This is a genomic window from Mycobacterium saskatchewanense, from assembly GCF_010729105.1.
In the GTDB taxonomy this organism is placed as follows: Bacteria; Actinomycetota; Actinomycetes; order Mycobacteriales; family Mycobacteriaceae; genus Mycobacterium; species Mycobacterium saskatchewanense.
The window spans coordinates 5,031,841-5,048,770 of sequence record NZ_AP022573.1 but is presented as its reverse complement, the minus strand read 5'-3'; the positions used below and the strand labels follow the sequence as shown (position 1 = coordinate 5,048,770).

General features: G+C 68.3%; 18 protein-coding genes. 3 read left to right on the top strand and 15 right to left on the bottom strand.

The annotated features are described in order from the left end of the window. Positions 1 to 15: 15 nt before the first annotated feature. The 8 genes from G6N56_RS23805 to G6N56_RS23770 form a co-directional block, all read right to left on the bottom strand. Positions 16 to 300 (bottom strand): hypothetical protein, encoded by a 285-nt coding sequence (locus G6N56_RS23805; protein WP_085254273.1) that lies wholly within the window; start codon positions 298 to 300, stop codon positions 16 to 18. Between the two features lie 16 nt (positions 301 to 316). Continuing rightward, positions 317 to 586, bottom strand: a complete 270-nt coding sequence (locus G6N56_RS23800; RefSeq protein ID WP_142280452.1) for a hypothetical protein — start codon at positions 584 to 586, stop codon at positions 317 to 319. 66 nt (positions 587 to 652) lie between these two features. Continuing rightward, positions 653 to 1,480, bottom strand: a complete 828-nt coding sequence (locus G6N56_RS23795; RefSeq protein ID WP_085254275.1) for an ESX secretion-associated protein EspG — start codon at positions 1,478 to 1,480, stop codon at positions 653 to 655. Then, positions 1,477 to 2,568: a PPE domain-containing protein gene (locus tag G6N56_RS23790; RefSeq protein WP_085254276.1), complete on the bottom strand. Its 1,092-nt coding sequence runs from the start codon at positions 2,566 to 2,568 to the stop codon at positions 1,477 to 1,479. Before G6N56_RS23790 ends, G6N56_RS23795 begins: the two co-directional genes overlap by 4 nt. A gap of 52 nt (positions 2,569 to 2,620) precedes the next feature. Continuing rightward, complete coding sequence (locus G6N56_RS23785) at positions 2,621 to 2,917, bottom strand: PE family protein (protein ID WP_085254277.1); 297 nt, start codon at positions 2,915 to 2,917, stop codon at positions 2,621 to 2,623. Positions 2,918 to 2,931: 14 nt separating this feature from the next. After that, complete coding sequence (locus G6N56_RS23780; RefSeq protein WP_163645166.1) at positions 2,932 to 4,443, bottom strand: hypothetical protein; 1,512 nt, start codon at positions 4,441 to 4,443, stop codon at positions 2,932 to 2,934. A gap of 12 nt (positions 4,444 to 4,455) precedes the next feature. After that, positions 4,456 to 4,632 (bottom strand): hypothetical protein, encoded by a 177-nt coding sequence (locus G6N56_RS29280; RefSeq protein ID WP_232069138.1) that lies wholly within the window; start codon positions 4,630 to 4,632, stop codon positions 4,456 to 4,458. A gap of 526 nt (positions 4,633 to 5,158) precedes the next feature. Further along, positions 5,159 to 6,868 (bottom strand): AMP-binding protein, encoded by a 1,710-nt coding sequence (locus G6N56_RS23770; RefSeq protein ID WP_085255958.1) that lies wholly within the window; start codon positions 6,866 to 6,868, stop codon positions 5,159 to 5,161. A 136-nt stretch (positions 6,869 to 7,004) separates the two neighbouring features. Here G6N56_RS23770 and G6N56_RS23765 point away from each other — a divergent pair, with 136 nt between their 5' ends. After that, positions 7,005 to 7,922 (top strand): class I SAM-dependent methyltransferase, encoded by a 918-nt coding sequence (locus G6N56_RS23765; RefSeq protein WP_085255957.1) that lies wholly within the window; start codon positions 7,005 to 7,007, stop codon positions 7,920 to 7,922. A gap of 14 nt (positions 7,923 to 7,936) precedes the next feature. Further along, positions 7,937 to 9,139 carry a CaiB/BaiF CoA transferase family protein gene (locus G6N56_RS23760; protein ID WP_085255956.1) on the top strand — a complete coding sequence of 401 codons (1,203 nt, stop codon included), beginning with the start codon at positions 7,937 to 7,939 and terminating at the stop codon, positions 9,137 to 9,139. A 112-nt stretch (positions 9,140 to 9,251) separates the two neighbouring features. Here G6N56_RS23760 and G6N56_RS23755 read toward each other — a convergent pair whose 3' ends face one another. The 6 genes from G6N56_RS23755 to G6N56_RS23730 form a co-directional block, all read right to left on the bottom strand. Beyond that, entirely contained in the window at positions 9,252 to 9,692 is a 441-nt protein-coding gene (locus tag G6N56_RS23755) for a response regulator (protein ID WP_085255955.1), read from the bottom strand. Further along, positions 9,689 to 11,203, bottom strand: a complete 1,515-nt coding sequence (locus G6N56_RS23750; RefSeq protein WP_085255968.1) for a sensor histidine kinase — start codon at positions 11,201 to 11,203, stop codon at positions 9,689 to 9,691. Before G6N56_RS23750 ends, G6N56_RS23755 begins: the two co-directional genes overlap by 4 nt. Positions 11,204 to 11,274: 71 nt before the next feature. Beyond that, positions 11,275 to 12,465 carry a PP2C family protein-serine/threonine phosphatase gene (locus G6N56_RS23745; protein WP_085255967.1) on the bottom strand — a complete coding sequence of 397 codons (1,191 nt, stop codon included), beginning with the start codon at positions 12,463 to 12,465 and terminating at the stop codon, positions 11,275 to 11,277. A gap of 187 nt (positions 12,466 to 12,652) precedes the next feature. Further along, positions 12,653 to 13,822 (bottom strand): acyl-CoA dehydrogenase, encoded by a 1,170-nt coding sequence (locus tag G6N56_RS23740; RefSeq protein ID WP_085255954.1) that lies wholly within the window; start codon positions 13,820 to 13,822, stop codon positions 12,653 to 12,655. Positions 13,823 to 13,894: 72 nt separating this feature from the next. Then, positions 13,895 to 14,416 carry a 5-(carboxyamino)imidazole ribonucleotide mutase gene (purE, locus tag G6N56_RS23735; protein ID WP_085255953.1) on the bottom strand — a complete coding sequence of 174 codons (522 nt, stop codon included), beginning with the start codon at positions 14,414 to 14,416 and terminating at the stop codon, positions 13,895 to 13,897. Then, positions 14,409 to 15,653 (bottom strand): 5-(carboxyamino)imidazole ribonucleotide synthase, encoded by a 1,245-nt coding sequence (locus G6N56_RS23730; protein WP_085255952.1) that lies wholly within the window; start codon positions 15,651 to 15,653, stop codon positions 14,409 to 14,411. Before G6N56_RS23730 ends, purE begins: the two co-directional genes overlap by 8 nt. A 108-nt stretch (positions 15,654 to 15,761) precedes the next feature. Between G6N56_RS23730 and G6N56_RS23725 the strand changes: the two genes are divergently transcribed. Further along, positions 15,762 to 16,445, top strand: a complete 684-nt coding sequence (locus tag G6N56_RS23725; protein WP_085255951.1) for a GtrA family protein — start codon at positions 15,762 to 15,764, stop codon at positions 16,443 to 16,445. Here G6N56_RS23725 and G6N56_RS23720 read toward each other — a convergent pair. Next, positions 16,403 to 16,918: a PH domain-containing protein gene (locus G6N56_RS23720; RefSeq protein WP_085255950.1), complete on the bottom strand. Its 516-nt coding sequence runs from the start codon at positions 16,916 to 16,918 to the stop codon at positions 16,403 to 16,405. The two genes, G6N56_RS23725 and G6N56_RS23720, sit on opposite strands and share 43 nt — an antisense overlap. Positions 16,919 to 16,930: the final 12 nt, after the last annotated feature.

Here is a 16,930-nt window from a genome sequence, read left to right as displayed (position 1 = left end):
CCTCCCCGGCGGTCCTCAGAACGCGGAGGCGTTCTGCTGGTCCAGAGCCTGCATGGCGGCCTGCTGATCCTGCGCTTGCTGCTGCGTGATGGACATGTTGTTGAGCATGTCGTCCAACATCGAGTCGATGTTCTGGTGGGCTTGGTTCAGCGCGGTCGCGCCGGCGCCCTCGTACACGGTCGCCAGCACGCTGAACAGATTGTTGATGTCGGAGCGGACTTCTTGAATGCTGTTGATGTTGCTGTTGACATCGTCCAACGAGGCGTTGTTCGCGCCGAAATTGTAGAGAATTTCACTCATGGTGTCGCTGCTCCTCTTAACTGTTGTCCATGTTGGCGACGCTGCGGATCTGCGCTGATCCCGTGTCGACGATCTGGTTGAGGTAGTTGATGATCTGCTGGGCGTCTTCCTGCTGTTGCGAGGACGTGTTGCCGTAAGTGGTTGCGCTGCCGCCCTTCCAGCTCGCACCGAGCATGGACTGCTGCGTGTCGGCGATCTTCCCCAGTATCGCCACCGCCTGATTGCGGGCGTCCTGGATCTGGGAAAGCTTCGACTGCGCTTCCGCCTGCGTAAGGGACAGTGTCATTTTGTTTTCTTGTTCCTTTCTCATTTACCTGTTTGCTACACCCGCGGGAATGCGAATAGCGTTGTGTCAAAATTCATTCCCGCCGAGAGTCGACCAGCCCTCATCGGCAAGCTCGACCAGTTGACCGAGCGCCTGCGCCAGTGCATGGTCGGAGCCGCCCTTCAGCGTGCTCCACAGTTGACCTGTAGGGGAGACACTCGGCACCCCGATGACGCGTCCACGTTTGGTGTAGAACACCGCGACCGCCGCGGGCCCGCGGGAAATCCGATCCTCGGCCCCGGCGAGCGCGTAGTAGACGATTTCGCCAAATGCCTGCCGCGACGACAACGCCGCACCGAGCAGCATCGCGACATGCGGTTCGGCGCCCAAGGCCCGGATTCGGTCCGCGAGCTCCACGCAATCATGTGTGCCGGAGAGGCTTTCCGCCATCTCCTGCAATGGTGCCGCCACCGGATGGACATCGGCCGGCCCGGCCTGGGGCAGCTCGGCAAGTAATGCCGAAGCCACGTCGTGCCATTCGATCCCGTGTCCGACGGTTCGCAATAAGATCTCATCGGCGATCCGGCGCGCGAGCACGCACAGGGCGCCTCGCCGTACGACACTGATACGCGCCGTGCCGTCGGGAGTCACCACCCGCATGGCGAGTTCGCGCTCCGGCCGGTGCAGTGCCTGCAATACCGGCACCAGTTCTGGATGCACGGCGCCGCCGACGATCAGGTTGTGCGCGAATAGTTGCCGAGCGGCCCGCTCATACGCCGCCTCCCGAACGGCGACTGTCGCGTGACGAGGCCGCGACGCCAGGACCGCCGGAAGGTCGTGCATGCCAATGCGGGTCGCCACCACCCGTAGTTGATCGTCGGTGAGGGTCACTTGGTGTGACAGCGCCGTGCTCACAGCGTCAACCTCTTGTCCACCCCGATCACCGGCGGCGACACCCAACGATCGGACACCTGCTCGAGAGTCGGTTGCGGCGCGTCGGCGAACTGCGGCGGCTCCGGCTCGACAGGTTCTGGGAGCTGGTCGAAGACCGAAGTGCTCGGGCCCCAGCTGACATGAGACACGGTGAACGGCACGTCGCTTTGTTGCGTTGCGGGTAACCAGGACGAGTCCGTGGAGGACAGCCCCGCGCCCGGCTCTCCGCCGCCATCGAGAGTAGCCGCCAAAGAGGGCTGGTGCTCACGAGCGCTGTTGCCACGCCCGAGCGCGGCCATGGGACCGTATCCGCCGCCCATGGGAGCCGCGCCGGAGGTCCCGGAGGTGAGTTCAGCGTGGCGCGAGGCCTTCGAGTTGCCGGTCGACTTCACCTGTCCGGCACGGAATGGCGCCAGCGGCGGCGGCGCAACCGCCGTCCCCGCACCGCCAGTCCCGTTCGGCATGGCCCCACCGCTCTTGGCTTCGCCGGCGCCTTTGGCGTCGCGCTCGGCTTCGAGCGCAGCGCCGCTACAAACCTCGGGCGGGATTGGCTGTTCCCATGGCGCGGCTATCTCCGCACACGCCTGCTCGTACTGATACATCGCCGCCGACGCGGTGGCTTGATGGGCCGTCACCGACTGGTCGAACTCGGCGAATTGCCCGTTGAGGATCGCCCCGTTGTAGGCGGCCAGGGAAGCCATGATGTCGTGAGTGGTCCGGGCCTCGACGGCCTCCGAAACAGTGGGCATCGCAAGGACGGCGACGCTGTAGGCAACGGCCGCCTCCTCGGCCCGTTCCCCATTGGCCGCCGCGCTCAGGCTGACCGATTGCAGCCACTTGCCGAACTCCTCCAGCTTGCGCGCCGCCTGATCGGCGCCCTGGCTGGCGAACGAACCCTTGATCTTTTCGACGACCTTGTCGTATTCCTCAGAGATGCTGGCCCATTCGTCGGCCAGTCGCACCCAGGCGGCGCCGGACTCTCCGACTGACATGGGCCCGGGGCCGTCGGTGAGATCGCGGGCAAGCTGCTCCGCGCTTCGCGATTCCCAGGCCACGTTGGTGAACCCCATGCCTTGACCTCCTTTCCGACGAAGGGGCTGACGGTGCAGCCGAGCCGGCTAGTCAGACAGCGAAATCCTGCTCGGCCGCAACGACGTTGTCGGTGTGAGCGCGCAAAGTCGCCGAGATTTGCCGCATTTGGTTGGTGGCCTGGTCGGTGGATTTCCCGAAGGCCGCGTGGACGTCGTTCAGTGTCGAGGCGACCCGTTCGGACACCTCGTCGCGCCCCGCCGCAGTGACCGCGAGGTTGGGCGCCTCGGCCTGCATCAGCTTTTCCGCCCGCGTGGCCAAGTCGTCAAGTTGCCTGGTGGCATCGGCCACCTCCGCGGGCTCCATCCGGAAACCATCGAAGCGTGTCATGCGAAACTCCCTTTCTAGATTCTCAATTCAATATCCGGGCTGGCACCGCTATCGAGGTCCCCGATGACCGACGGGGCAACGCTGCCGAGGTCGCCGACGATCTCATCGCCTTGGTCCGAGGTGTGCAGGAACGCCGCGGCAGTGTGGCTTTTCCCCGCACCGGCCCGCGCGCCCAATCCCATCGGGGCGCCGCCCATCATCGGCGCTCCACCCATGGCCCCGGAAGTGGCGGCGTCAGCGGTTGACGCAATCGGTGCCGGGTCGGTCCCGGGAACCAGCGGTTCGGCCAGCCGCGACTCGATGGTCTCGGGCAAGGCACCGCCGGCCGCGCCACCCCCGCCACCCCCGCCGCCACCGAACCCCGGTCTCCCCGCACCGGCCCCCGCGCCGGGGGACCCGCCCGCCCCGTGGTCCGTTGCCGGGGGCGCGGCAGACGGAGACGACGCGGGCGACCCACCGCCCTGTAGGGCTCCGGTTGCCGCGCTCACCCCACTCATCGCCGGCATGGCGACGGCCTGCAGCATCGTGGGTGCGAACGACGACGGAAGGGATGCCGCGGCGGCCGGGGCGCCAACCGCCGGAGCTCCGACCGCCGAGGCCGGGGCTGCCGCCGCCGCGGCCGGTGCGAGCGCGAAATTCTCCCCGAACTGCGATGCCGTAGTCGCCGATGTCGCCGTCGCGCCGGAAGCGGCGAGGTTGCCGCCTGACTGCGCCGAGGTCACCGAGACCGGCGCGCCGATCGCGGTCACGTTGGCCGCCTCGGCGGCCAACGAACTCTGCAACTCGGTCATGACCGCGGTGGCCATCGTGACCGCGTGGTTGGCGGCCGCGATGGCCTCTGCGATGCCCCACGGGAAGATGATGTTGGGACCTATCGCCGCTATCGTCGCAAAGAATTCGTTGGCGATGGCGACCAGCTGAGCCCCGGCCTCCTGCACGTTCGCGGCTACCGTGGACAGGCTGGCACCCAGCGCGGCCGCCTGATTGGCGACCTGAGTGCCGTCCGACAAGGCAGCGTTGGTCTGCGCGCTCGCGGCGGAGGCCGCCGCCCCTTGCCACACACCGTCGATTTCGCTCAGGGCTTGCTGCACGGGCTGGCTGGCAGACTCGAGTGCTTGCGAAATCCCACCGAACATCTGTGTCGGATCCAGGTTTTCGAACATTCCGGGCCCCAGCATCCCGAGCGCGTCGGTCACCGGCTGAATCATTTCCGTCAACAGCCCGGCCAGCATGCCAGGTACTTGGCTGGCCGCCCCCGATGCGGGCGAGGCATTGGGATCAGCCGGGTTCGGGTCCGCCGGCGGCGCCGCTTGCGCCGGCGGCGCACCCGGCAGCCCGAGACGCGCGATGATGTTGTGGACCGGCTGATTCAGGTAATCGGCGAGCCCTGACTCATGCGCATCGATGGTGGGCCCGGCGTCGAATCCGGGCAGTGTCTGGGCCAGTTGACCCGTCGGGTTGACGGGTGCTGTCGAAGTTGCCGGGGCCGGTGGCGGAACCAGCGCGGCTTGGGGTGCCAACGACATTGCCGGCCAACGTCACAACTCGTCGGCGGCGGCGAATGACGCATTCGCCGCCTCCGTCGCGGCACCAATCGCCTGGTGCACGTCGCCCACGAGCAGAGTCGCCGCCAGGTTGTTAGCCTGCGCGGGCCCGTAGGCCGCGAGGTAACTCGCACCGATGGGTCCGATGGCCGCAGCGGCGGCCGCCATCATGGCTGCCGAATCGGCCGATCCGGCGGCTGAGATTGACTCTCCTGCAGCCGCGTTCGTCGCGGCGAAAGCCGCAAGAACTGGGGGAACAACTGACAGAACCACTTTGAGACCCCTCCCTAAACCGCTATCGGCATCCCTGGTGCGACCGACATTAGCGGCGCCGGGTTACCCCGAGATGAACTCTACGCGCCCAACGCATCGAAAACGAGGGCGTGGCAATTACGGAAGCCTTGTAGTGCAATCTCATTCACATGTCATAGTGCGGGAAGCCCGGTTAACACGAGGAGACCGCCCAGCCCCGTCCAACCACGACAGAAGCCCTGGTCGTACCACCCTTCGCCAAAGCTAGCCGCGTTAAGTCAGCTATCCCGGGATGACCTGAGATGGGGAACATCCTTGTAGCACAGGAATATTCGCGCTGTGCCGCCCATCGTGAGCCAGTAAACGACAGGCACCTGGTCGTCTCGTCCCCATGGCAAGAAACCACCTGGTCCGCCCCACCCTCACCATTGCTAGCGGTGTTAAGTCAGTTAATTCCATTGCTATGTGGGCGATCGCTTGAGAATCTGCTCACCTCAAGCTTTTTCGTGCAACCGCTCAGCGACCCCGACCGGTCGGTGACCGCCCCCCCGTTCAGCAGGCGCTTGAGCACCTTGCCACCCGCGTTACGCGGCAACGCATCGACGAAAAATACATCGCGCGGAACCTTGAAGCGAGCCAGCCGGTTTCGCACGTAGTCCCTGACATCCTGCTCGGTCAGCGCCGCGCCGGGACGCGGGACGATGTAGGCGCGCAGGCGCTGCCCGAATTCCTCGTCTTCGACGCCGATGACCGCGACATCGAACACTCCCGGATGGTGGGCCAGCGCCTCTTCGACCTCGCCCGGGTAGACGTTTTCCCCGCCGGAGACGATCATCTCGTCGTCGCGGCCGTCGATGAAGAGCCTGCCGTCCCCGTCGAAATGACCGACGTCACCGGTGGACATCAGGCCCCCGATCGACTCCTTGGTGCCGCCGCCGGTGTAGCCCTCGAAGGCGAGCACGTTGCCGACGAAGATGCGGCCGGGCGTGCCCGCGGGGGCTTCGCGCCGGTCTTCGGTGAACACCTTGACGATCGATCCGGGCACCACCGCGCCGACGGACCCGGGCGCGACGGCGAGGTCGGCGGGCGTGGCGATGGTGGCGTAGGCGACCTCGGTGGAGCCGTACATGTTGTAGACGATGGGCCCGAGCGCCTCCAGTGCGCGGGTGGCCAGGGCGGCACTCAGCTGGGAGCCACCGACGAATACGATGCGCAATGCGGAAAGGTCCTGCGCCGCAAACGCTTCGGGGCCGAGATCGAGGATGCGTCGCAGCATGGTCGGAACGACGACCATGGCGCTGGCCCGGTGTTCGGCCACGCTCGCCAAGGCCTGCTCGGGGTCGAAGTGGCGGCGCAATACCAGCGTCGAACCCAGCACCATCGCGTACATCGCGTGGCTGAACCCCATCGAATGGAAGAGCGGCACGCAGCATTCGGTCACTTCCCGGCCGTGGAACGGCACCTTGCCGAGCAGGCCGCCGACCGGTATCAGCGAGTAGGGCTCCGAGCGGGCGGCGCCCTTCGGGACTCCGGTCGTGCCGCTGGTCGAGATGACGATCTTGGGCCGGCCGCCGGAGCGCGGCGGCGGGGTGCGATCGCCGCGCGCGATCAGCGCGTCGAGGGTGTCAGGGGCGGGCACGTCGCTCCAGGCGCGGATGCGGCCCAGCCGCGGGTGGACGTCGGCAACCACCTCGCCGTACTCGTCGTCGTAGACGAGGAGATCCGCCCCTTCGCGGGTGACCATCTGGGCGAGCTGGGTGTGGCCGAAGCCGGTGTTGAGCAGTAGGACGCCCGCACCGCACTTGCCGGCGGCGAAGACGGCTTCCAGGAAGCCGCGGTGATTGCCCACCAGGATGGCGACACTGGCGCCGGGGCCAAGGCCCAGGCGGCGCCATTCGTTGGCCAACGCGTTGGTCCGCGCGTCCAGCTCGGCGAAACTCAGCGGCCCGCGCTCGTCGATCAGCGCCAATCCCCTCGCATCCCGCCCGGCGGTGATCGCCGTCGCCGCCCCCAGCAGCCCGTAGCGTTCCACCGCGCGCAGCACGGGCAGCACCTCACCGGGCGGCAGCAGCCGCATGCCGCCGGACCGCACGTACAGCAGTAGCGAATACGCTTCCAGCGCCACGCGCCTGACCAAACCCGAAGTCGTCGTCACACGTCGATGCTGCCGTCGAGAACCCGCGCGGTGAAGGGCGCAATGCCACTACCGGGCGGGTCTTTGGTCCCCGTGAGTGCGCGCGCTCGGTGTCGTTATTCTGGCTAATCAGTAGACCGGAAGGGGACTTGCCGCAATGGGCCGCACCGAAAATGACACCTGGGATCTCGCGACGAGCGTAGGAGCCACCGCCACCATGGTGGCCGCCGGGCGGGCCCGCGCCACCCGCGACGCGTTGATCGACGACCCGTTCGCCGAGCCGCTGGTGGCAGCCGTCGGCGTCGACTTCATGACCCGCTGGGCCCGCGGCGAACTCGACTCCGCCGACGTCGACGTCCCCGGCGCGCCCTGGGGCATGCAGCGCATGACCGACATGTTGGCCGCCCGCACCCGATACATCGACGCGTTCTTCGCCGAGGCAGGTGCCGAAGAAGACCCCGCCATCCGCCAGGTGGTGATCCTCGCCTCGGGCCTGGACGCGCGCGCCTACCGGTTGCCGTGGCCGGCGGGCACCACCGTGTTCGAGATCGACCAGCCCGAAGTCATCGAGTTCAAGACGACCACCATCGCCGAGCTCGGCGCCCGGCCCACCGCCGAAGTCCGGTTCGTGCCGATCGACCTGCGCAACGACTGGCCGGCGGCGCTGGCCGACGCGGGCTTCGACACCGGGCGGCCCACGGCCTGGGCCGCCGAGGGCCTGCTCGGGTTTCTGCCGCCCGAGGCGCAGGACCGGCTGCTGGACCAGATCAGCGCGCTCAGCGCCGACGGCAGCCGGCTGGTGGCCGAGGTGTTCCAGAATTCGGGCACGAACGGGGACGCGTTGAACGCCGCCAGCGAGAAGTGGCGGGCAAACGGCCTCGACATCGCCCTCGGCGACCTGGGCTTCCCCGGCGAACGCAACGACGCCGCAACCTTCCTGGAGGAACGGGGCTGGCGGACCGTGCGCACGCCGCTCAACCAGCTGCTGGGCGACGCCGGATTGCCGTTGCAGAGCGACGCCCCCGACGCGCCATTCGCCACGAATTACTACTGCATCGCGGTCAAATCGGGTTAGGGGGAAGGCCCCGCATGCCAGACGACAAGGCGCCCAGGCCGCTTGACGGATTCCGGGTCCTCGACTTCACCCAGAACGTCGCCGGGCCGCTGGCCGGACAGGTGCTGGCCGACCTGGGCGCCGAGGTGATCAAGATCGAGGCGCCCGGCGGCGAGGCCGCCCGGCATATCACCGCGGTCCTGCCCGGGCGCCCGCCGCTGGCGACGTACTTCCTGCCCAACAACCGCGGCAAGAAGTCCGTGACGGTGGACCTGACCACCGACGAGGGCAGGCAGCGGGTACTGCGGCTGGCCGACACGGCCGACGTCGTGCTGGAAGGGTTCCGGCCGGGCGTCATGGAACGCATGGGCCTGGGCCCCGACGAGCTGCGGTCCCGCAACCCGCGGCTCGTCTACGCGCGGCTGTCGGCCTACGGCGGCAACGGCCCGCACGGCAGCCGGCCGGGCGTCGACCTGATGGTCGCCGCCGAAGCGGGCATGACCACCGGGATGCCCACCCCCGACGGCAAGCCGCAAATCATCCCGTTCCAGCTCGTCGACAACGCCAGCGGCCACGTGCTGGCCCAGGCGGTGCTGGCCGCCCTGCTCAACCGCGAGCGCCACGGGGCGGGCGACGTGGTCCGGGTCGCGATGTACGACGTGGCGGTGGGGTTGCAGGCCAACCAGCTCACCATCCACCTGAACAAGCCCAGCGCTGCCCCCAAGCCCGATGCCGGCCCGAAGCCGAAGCGGCGCAAGGGCGTTGGCTTCGCCACCCAGCCGTCGGACGCGTTCAAGGCCGCCGACGGCTACCTGGTGATCAGCGCGTACGTGCCGAAGCACTGGGCGAAGTTGTGCGAGATCATCGGCCGGCCGGACCTGCTGGACGACGAGCGGTTCGCCGACCAGCGCTCCAGGGCGCTGAACTACCCCGAGCTGACGGAGGAACTCGAGTCGGCGCTGGCCGCCAAGACCGCCGCCGAATGGGTCGAGCTGCTGCAGGACGGCGGCCTGATGGCCTGCCTCGCCTACAGCTGGAAGCAGGTCGTCGACACCCCGCTGTTCGCCGAGAACGACCTCGCCCTGCGCGTGGGGGGCGGCGACCCGGAGACCGAGGCGGTCACCGTCATCCGCACCCCGGCGCGGTATTCCAGCTTCGACGCCGTCGCCACCGAGCCGCCACCCGCGCCGGGACAGCACAACGACGAGGTCCTGGCCGAGCCGCGGGTCGCAACATAGGGCTGCACCGGCGTCAAATCGCCGCGACACATGAACGTCTGCGACGACACGCCGAAACTGTTCGCGCTCGTTTATGTTTCGCGGCTACAAGCCGGTGCCCGCCTCGTGACCCCTAAATCCCCGGAAGCCGTACGACCTGAATGAAGAACTCGTCGATCTGCCGGACCGCGTTGATGAACTGGTCGAGGTCGACGGGCTTGGTGACGTAGGCGTTGGCGTGCAGCTCGTAGCTGCGCAGGATGTCCTCCTCGGCCGACGACGTGGTGAGCACCACGATCGGGATGCGCGACAACTCGGGGTCGGACTTGACCCTCTCGAGCAGCTGACGCCCGTCGTATTTGGGCAGGTTCAGGTCGAGCAGGATCAGGTCGGGCCGCGGGGCGCCCTCATACTCGCCGCGCTTGTAGAGGAAGTTCAGCCCCTCCTCGCCGTCGTGCGCGACGTGCAAGTTGTTGTTGAGCTTGTTGTGCTCGAACGCCTCCCGGGTGATGAGCTCGTCCCCCGGGTCGTCCTCGACGAGCAGGATCTCGATGGCTCTACCGGCCGATGTCATTCGCGCGCTCCTTCCAAAGCGGGGGCGGGTTCAGCCACCGGCGCGGGGGCCGGGATGGTGAACACGAAACGGGTCCCTTCGGTGTAGGACGCGTCGATCCAAATGGTGCCGCCGTGGTGCTCGACGATCTTCTTGACCAGCGCCAGCCCGACACCCGTTCCGGAGTACACGTCCCGGCCGTGCAGGCGCTGGAAGATGACGAAGACCTTGTCGGCGAACTCCTGGGGGATGCCGATGCCGTTGTCCGACACCCGGAACAACAACTCGTCGGCGCCCCGCTCACACTCGATGACGACGCGCGGCGGGCGGTCCTTGTGCCGGAACTTGACCGCGTTGCCGATGAGGTTCTGCCACAGCATCGTGAGCAGCATCGGATCGCCGACGATTCGTGGGAGGGGCTGCGAGGGGCGCACGACCTCCGCCCCCGCCTCCTCGATCGCGGCGGACAGGTTGTCCAGCCCGGCGTCCAGGACGGTGTCGAGCTGCACCTCGGTCTGCAGGGTGTTCAGCCGGCCGACCCGGGAGAAGGTGAGCAGGTCGTTGATCAGCACCTGCATGCGTTTGGCCCCGTCGACGGCGAACGCGATGTACTCCACACCGCGCTCGTCGAGCTTGTCGCCGTAGCGCTTTTCGAGCAGCTGGCAGAACGACGCCACCTTGCGCAGCGGCTCCTGCAGGTCGTGCGACGCGACGTAGGCGAACTGCTCGAGCTCGGTGTTCGACCGCCGCAACTCGACGGCCTGCTCGTCCAGCCGCTCCCGGGCCGCGCGGGACACCTCGAGCTCGTCGACGATCCGCTTGCGCATGTTCTCCACGTCGATCGCCATCTCCCGCACGTCGCGTGGCCGCTTCGGCGGCACGATCTGCTCCTCGAAGTTGCCCTCGGTGATCCGGCGGCACGCGGCGGCGAGCGTCGCCAGCGGCCGGGCGACCATGTCGCGCACCAGGAAACCGAGCAGGGCGGCCGTGCCGAAGAAGACGAACACCATGGCGATCAACACCCGGTTGCGCCACCCATCGGTGTGGTTAAGTTCCTCGGCGGCGTCCGCCCGGGCCGCCGACAGGTCCGCATTCTGCTTGTCGAAAAGCGAACGCAGATGGTCGAATTCGGCCTTGCCACGCTCCGTCGCCGGCCGGTTGGTCAGATTGCGGCCCTCGGGCGCCACGCTCGCGATCGCGGGCTCGGCATAGTTCGCCCGCCAGCTCACGGCGGCCCGCTCGATCGCGTCCAGGTCGGCGATCAGGTCGTCGCGCCCGGAGAGGCGGCGCCGGATGTCGTCGGCCGCCGCCCGTTCGGTGTGCTGGCCATCGTAGTAAGGCGTCAGGAACTGCCGGTCGGCGGCGATCAGGTAGCCCCGGATGCCGGTCTCCTGGTCGCGCAGCGCCGCCTGCAGCTGGCCGGCCGAGACCCGCGCCGGCTGGATGCCGTCGGTGAGTTCGCGCGTCATCGCGTCGGTGTGCCGCAGCAGCACCGCGCCAACCACCGCACCGGCGAGCACCGTCGCCCCCATTACGAGCAACGTCAGCGCCTGCCAGCCCCGCACGGTGAGCTGCGACGGCCGCAGCCGGCCCAGGAGAGCGTTCACTCGCCGGTCCGCTCGATGCGCAACACGGCGATGTCGTCGGTCAGCCCCCCGCGCGGCTGGGCGAGCTCCTGCGCCCCGTCGATGAGGGCGTCGACGAACTCCGGACCGGGGCGGTGCGCGTGCGTCCGGGCCAGCGCGAGCAGGCCGTCCTCGCCGAGGCGTTCAATGCCGCGGCCCGAATACCCCTCGAAGAGCCCGTCGGTCAGCAGCAGCAGGCCCTCGCCCGCGGCCAGTTCCAGCTCGTGCTGCGGCCAGTCACCGGCCCGCAGCCCCAGCGCAGGCCCGGCCGGCGGCTCGATCCAGTTCACGGTGCCGTCGCGCTGCAGCAGCATCCCGGGATGCCCGGCGCGCACCGCGGTCATGCGGGGGCTGTCGGGCTCGATCTCCAGGCTGAGCACCGTCGCGAACACCGCGGTATCGGTGCGCTCCGAGTGCAGCACCTGTTCGAGCTGGCGCATCAGTGCGACGCCGCGCACGCCCGCGAGGGTCAGCGCGCGGAACGCGATCCGCAGCGCCGCGCCCAGGGCCGCCTCGTGGGGCCCGTGACCGGCGACGTCGCCGATCAGGACGTGCACGACCCGGTCGGGGGTTTGCACGACGTCGTAGAAGTCCCCGCACAACAACGCGTCCTCGCGACTGGGCCGGTAGCGCGCGACGATGTCCAGGCCGGGGTTGTCGAGGAGCAACGGCGACGGCAGCAGGCCCCGCTCGAGCAGCGCATTCTCACGGGCCCGGAGCTGGCTGGCGTGCAGGTCGGCGGCGATCAGCTCGGCGCGTTTGCGCTCGATTGCGTACAGCAGGGCGCGCCGCAGCATCTCGGGTTCGACCCGGCCCTTGACCAGGTAGTCCTGCGCGCCGGCCGCGACGGCCGACGCGCCGAAGTACTCGTCGTTCAGGCCGGTCAGCACGACGATGGGGACGGTGGCGTCGTGTTTGGCGATCCGGTCCAGCGCATCGATCCCGTTGGCGTCGGGTAGGTGCAGGTCCAGCAGCACGCAATCGGGGCGGGCCGTGGCGAGTTCGCGCTCCGCGTGGGCCATCGACTGGGCCCAGACCACGCGGATGTCGGTGACCGCGTTGGCGATCAGGTCCTCCACCAGCACCGCATCGGCACGGTCGTCCTCGACCAACAGCAAGGACAGCGACCGCCAGTGGGCGGCCGGGGTGACTGGAGCGCGCACCGGCATCAATTCCCGGTCAGCCGTGGACACAACGGGACGCCATGTCGGTCAATGGACACCCCCTGGCCGCGATATGACCCTTTGCTCTGTGGCGACGTGCCGGCCGGATGGCCGGTGCGCCGACGCTGACTCGCTGACTTTACGTGTGGCCCACCACCCCGAATGGTTGCCCTGGGGAATCTTATCGCTGCGGTCAGCGCAGGAGTGCCCGCGACATCACCACGCGTTGAATCTGATTGGTGCCTTCGTAGATCTGGGTGATCTTGGCGTCGCGCATCATCCGCTCGACCGGGAAGTCGGAGGTGTAGCCGTACCCGCCGAACAGCTGGACGGCGTCGGTGGTGACCTCCATCGCCACGTCGGAGGCAAAACACTTCGACGCCGCGGAGATGAAGCCCAGGTTGCCCTCGCCGCGCTCGGCGCGCGCGGCCGCGTGGTACACCATCAACCGCGCGGCCTCGACCTTCATCGCCATGTCGGCGAGCATGAACTGCACCCCCTGGTTGTCGCTGACCGGGCGGCCGAACTGCTTGCGCTCCTTGGTGTAGGCGATCGCGGCATCCACCGCGCCCTGGGCGATGCCCACCGCCTGGGCGCCGATGGTCGGACGGGTGTGGTCCAGCGTCGCCAGCGCCGTCTTGAAGCCGGTCCCCGGCTCGCCGATGATCCGGTCCCCCGGGATCCGGCAGTTTTCGAAGTACAGCTCGGTCGTCGGGGAGCCCTTGATGCCGAGCTTCTTCTCCTTCGGGCCGACGGTGAACCCCTCGTCGTCGATGTGCACCATGAACGACGAGATGCCGTTGGCGCCCTTGTCGGGGTCGGTCACCGCCATCACCGTGTACCACGACGACTTGCCGCCATTGGTGATCCAGCACTTGGCGCCGTTGAGGATCCAGTCATCCCCGTCGGCCTTGGCCCGGGTCCGCATCGCAGCCGCGTCGCTGCCGGCTTCCCGCTCGGAAAGCGCATACGACGCCATCGCCGCCCCGTCGGCGATCGACGGCAACACCTGCTTTTTCAGCTCATCCGAACCCCGCAGGATCAGGCCCATGGTGCCCAGCTTGTTCACCGCCGGAATCAACGAGGCCGACGCATCCACACGCGCCACCTCCTCGATGACGATGCACGCCGCCACCGAGTCCGCGCCCTGACCGCCATACTCCTCGGGCACGTGCACCGCGTTGAACCCCGACGCGTTCAACGCATCCAGCGCCTCCTGCGGGAACCGCGAATTCTCATCCACATCAGCGGCATACGGAGCGATCTCCTTCTCCGCCAGCGCACGGATCGCCGCCCGCAACTCCTGATGCTCCTCGGGCAACTGGAACAAATCAAAGGTGGGGTTTCCGGCCCAACCAGCCATCTCAAGCCTCCTCGTGCGCTTCCATCGTGCCCGGCTCCCCGGCGGCCGCAAACCGGCCGCGTCGTCACCGCGCTACTGACCGGTAACTTTACCGTGCAGCTCCTGCACCGCCTCATCCTTGGCCCGGACGCTTTCGGCCAGCTGGGCCTGAAACTCCGCTATGCGGGCCCGCAGGGCGGGGTCGGACGAACCGAGGATGCGCACGGCCAGCAGGCCGGCGTTGCGGGCGCCGCCGATGGACACCGTCGCCACCGGGACACCCGCGGGCATCTGCACGATCGACAGCAGGGAGTCCAGACCGTCCAGCCGCGCCAGTGGCACCGGCACCCCGATCACCGGCAGCGGCGTCGCGGAGGCCACCATGCCGGGCAGGTGCGCGGCGCCGCCGGCGCCCGCGATGATCACCTCGAGGCCGCGGTCGGCCGCGCCGCGCGCGTAGTCGAACATCACGCCCGGGGTGCGGTGCGCCGAGACCACCCGCACCTCGGCCGGCACGTCGAACTCGGCCAGCGCCGTCGCGGCGTCGGCCATCACCGACCAGTCGCTGTCGCTGCCCATGATCACGCCGACCCGAGGCCGGTCAGCACTACCCATGCGGGTCCCATCCGTCCGTCCATTGCCCGTGTGACAACCAGTGTGCCGCCAGCTCGGCACGTTCACGCAGCGCGGGCAGCTCGGCCATGTCCGTGCCCAGGAAGTTGGCGTGGCCCACCTTGCGCCCCGGCCGCTCGACCTTGCCGTACAGGTGCACCCTGGCGTCGGGCATCCGCGCGAACAGGTGGTGCAGCCGTTCGTCGACCGTCATCGCCGGCTCGACCGGCGCACCGAGCACGTTGGCCATCACCGTTACCGGCGCGATCGCGTCGGTGCTCCCGAGCGGGTAGTCCAGCACCGCGCGCAGATGCTGCTCGAACTGGCCGGTGCGTGAGCCGTCCATGGTCCAGTGGCCGGAATTGTGCGGCCGCATCGCCAGCTCGTTGACGAGCAGGTCGCCCCCGGGCGTCTCGAACAGCTCCACGGCGAGCACGCCGACCACGCCGAGCTCGGCGGCCAGGCGCAACGCCAGGTTCTGCGCGGCCGACGCCACGTCGCCGGACAGCTCCGGGGCGGGCGCGATCACCAGCACGTTGATGCCATCCCGCTGCACCGTCTCCACGACCGGCCACGCGGCGCCCTGCCCGAACGGCGACCGGGCCACCAAGGCCGACAGCTCGCGACGCAGCTCCACCCGCTCCTCGAGTAGCACCGGCACCCCGGCGGCCAGGTACTCGCCCGCGATGTCGCGGGCGTGCGCCAGGTCGCGGGCCCTTCGCACGCCCCGGCCGTCGTAGCCGCCCCGGACCGCCTTGACCACGATCGGCGCCCCGACCCGGGCGACGAAGGCGGCCACACCATCGGGACCGTCCAGGTCGTCGAGGCTCGCGATGCCGACGTATCGCGGTACCGGTGCGCCGAGCGCCTCCAATCGCCGCCGCATGACGAGCTTGTCCTGGGCGTGCACCAGGGCCTGCGGCGGCGGCGCCACGTTGACGCCCTCGGCGACCAGCTTGTCCAACAGCTCGGAGGGCACATGCTCGTGGTCGAAGGTCAGCACGTCGGCCCCCGCGGCGACCCGGCGGAGATCGTCCAGCTCGGTGTGCGAGCCGATCACCACGTCGGGGGTGACCTGCGCGGCCGGCTCGTCGGCGGCGGTCGCCAGCACCCGCAGCGTCTGCCCCAGCGCGATCGCGGCCTGGTGCGTCATGCGGGCAAGTTGGCCGCCGCCCACCATCGCCACGACGGGGGCGACGGGAGCGACCGCGGGAGTGCGTTGATCCGGCACGGGCTTCATGGTGTCATGGCGGCGGTTGTCCGCTTTAGGCGTGTTGACCGGCGGTGACGCACAATCGTTATGTAAAATTTTGCGTCGTTTTTGTGTCCAACCGTATGCTGACGTGTTGTGTCCTTCGCCGAAGCCGCAATCGCGCGTCTACCCGAGGCCATTCAGCCCTATTTACTGCGCCACCACGAACTGATCAAATTCGCGATCGTCGGTGGCACGACGTTCGTCATCGACTCGGCGATTTTTTACACTCTGAAGCTCACGGTTCTGGAGTCCAAGCCGGTCACCGCCAAGGTCATCGCCGGGATCGTCGCGGTCATCGCCTCCTACGTGCTGAACCGGGAGTGGAGCTTCCGCGACCGGGGCGGCCGCGAGCGTCACCACGAGGCACTGCTGTTCTTCGCGTTCAGCGGCGTAGGCGTGCTGCTGTCCATGGCGCCGCTCTGGTTCTCCAGCTACGTGCTGCAGCTGCGGGTGCCGACGGTGTCCCTGACCGTGGAAAACATCGCCGACTTCATCTCGGCGTACATCATCGGCAACCTGATGCAGATGGCGTTCCGCTTCTGGGCGTTTCGGCGCTGGGTGTTCCCCGACGAGTTCGCGCGCAACCCCGACAAGGCGCTGGAGTCCGCGCTCACCGCGGGCGGGATCGCCGAGGTCTTCGAGGACGCCTTAGAGGGCGAGTTGGAAAATGGCAACGTCACCCTGCTGCGGGCCTGGCGGAACAAGGCCAGCCGGCGGTCTCAGCTGGGCGACGCTCAGGATCCGGGCGAGCCCAGGGTGTCGTCGAAAACCTCGTGATACAGCAGCGCATGCACTTCACGCAGGCGCGGAATGTCGTAAAACTCCAATGGGTCTTGTGACGCGGATTCGATAATCAGCGTCCCCGTTCGAAACATTCGCTCGAAAAGCCGGTCGCGGAATTCCACACTGTTGATTCGGGCCAGCGGGATGTCGATCCCGGTGCGGGTCAGCACGCCGTGCCGGAACATCACGCGCCGGTTGGTGACGACGAAATGGGTGGTCAGCCAGCTCAGGAACGGCCACAGCGTCAGCCAGCCGACGATCACCAGCCAGATCCCCCAGATGACACCGTGCAGGATGTTCTTCGCCATCTGCTCCCAGTGCGTCGAGTTGACGTAACCGGACCCGAACGACGCCAGCGCGGTGGTCAGGATGAGGACCGCGACCGGCCAGATCAGCCGCTTCCAGTGCGGGTGGCGGTGGATGACCACCTGCTCGCCGGCGGCCAGGGCGTTGTCCGGATAGCTCACGGCACGAAGCTA

Excerpts from the sequence above, each read along its gene's own strand:
- G6N56_RS23805 (WP_085254273.1), bottom strand. The coding sequence starts at position 300 with ATGAGTGAAATTCTCTACAATTTCGGCGCGAACAACGCCTCGTTGGAC.
- G6N56_RS23800 (WP_142280452.1), bottom strand. The coding sequence starts at position 586 with ATGACACTGTCCCTTACGCAGGCGGAAGCGCAGTCGAAGCTTTCCCAG.
- G6N56_RS23790 (WP_085254276.1), bottom strand. The coding sequence starts at position 2,568 with ATGGGGTTCACCAACGTGGCCTGGGAATCGCGAAGCGCGGAGCAGCTT.
- G6N56_RS23785 (WP_085254277.1), bottom strand. The coding sequence starts at position 2,917 with ATGACACGCTTCGATGGTTTCCGGATGGAGCCCGCGGAGGTGGCCGAT.
- G6N56_RS23780 (WP_163645166.1), bottom strand. The coding sequence starts at position 4,443 with ATGTCGTTGGCACCCCAAGCCGCGCTGGTTCCGCCACCGGCCCCGGCA.
- G6N56_RS29280 (WP_232069138.1), bottom strand. The coding sequence starts at position 4,632 with ATGATGGCGGCCGCCGCTGCGGCCATCGGACCCATCGGTGCGAGTTAC.
- G6N56_RS23765 (WP_085255957.1), top strand. The coding sequence starts at position 7,005 with ATGGGCCGCACCGAAAATGACACCTGGGATCTCGCGACGAGCGTAGGA.
- G6N56_RS23760 (WP_085255956.1), top strand. The coding sequence starts at position 7,937 with ATGCCAGACGACAAGGCGCCCAGGCCGCTTGACGGATTCCGGGTCCTC.
- G6N56_RS23755 (WP_085255955.1), bottom strand. The coding sequence starts at position 9,692 with ATGACATCGGCCGGTAGAGCCATCGAGATCCTGCTCGTCGAGGACGAC.
- G6N56_RS23750 (WP_085255968.1), bottom strand. The coding sequence starts at position 11,203 with ATGGGGGCGACGGTGCTCGCCGGTGCGGTGGTTGGCGCGGTGCTGCTG.
- G6N56_RS23745 (WP_085255967.1), bottom strand. The coding sequence starts at position 12,465 with ATGCCGGTGCGCGCTCCAGTCACCCCGGCCGCCCACTGGCGGTCGCTG.
- G6N56_RS23740 (WP_085255954.1), bottom strand. The coding sequence starts at position 13,822 with ATGGCTGGTTGGGCCGGAAACCCCACCTTTGATTTGTTCCAGTTGCCC.
- purE (WP_085255953.1), bottom strand. The coding sequence starts at position 14,416 with ATGGGTAGTGCTGACCGGCCTCGGGTCGGCGTGATCATGGGCAGCGAC.
- G6N56_RS23730 (WP_085255952.1), bottom strand. The coding sequence starts at position 15,653 with ATGAAGCCCGTGCCGGATCAACGCACTCCCGCGGTCGCTCCCGTCGCC.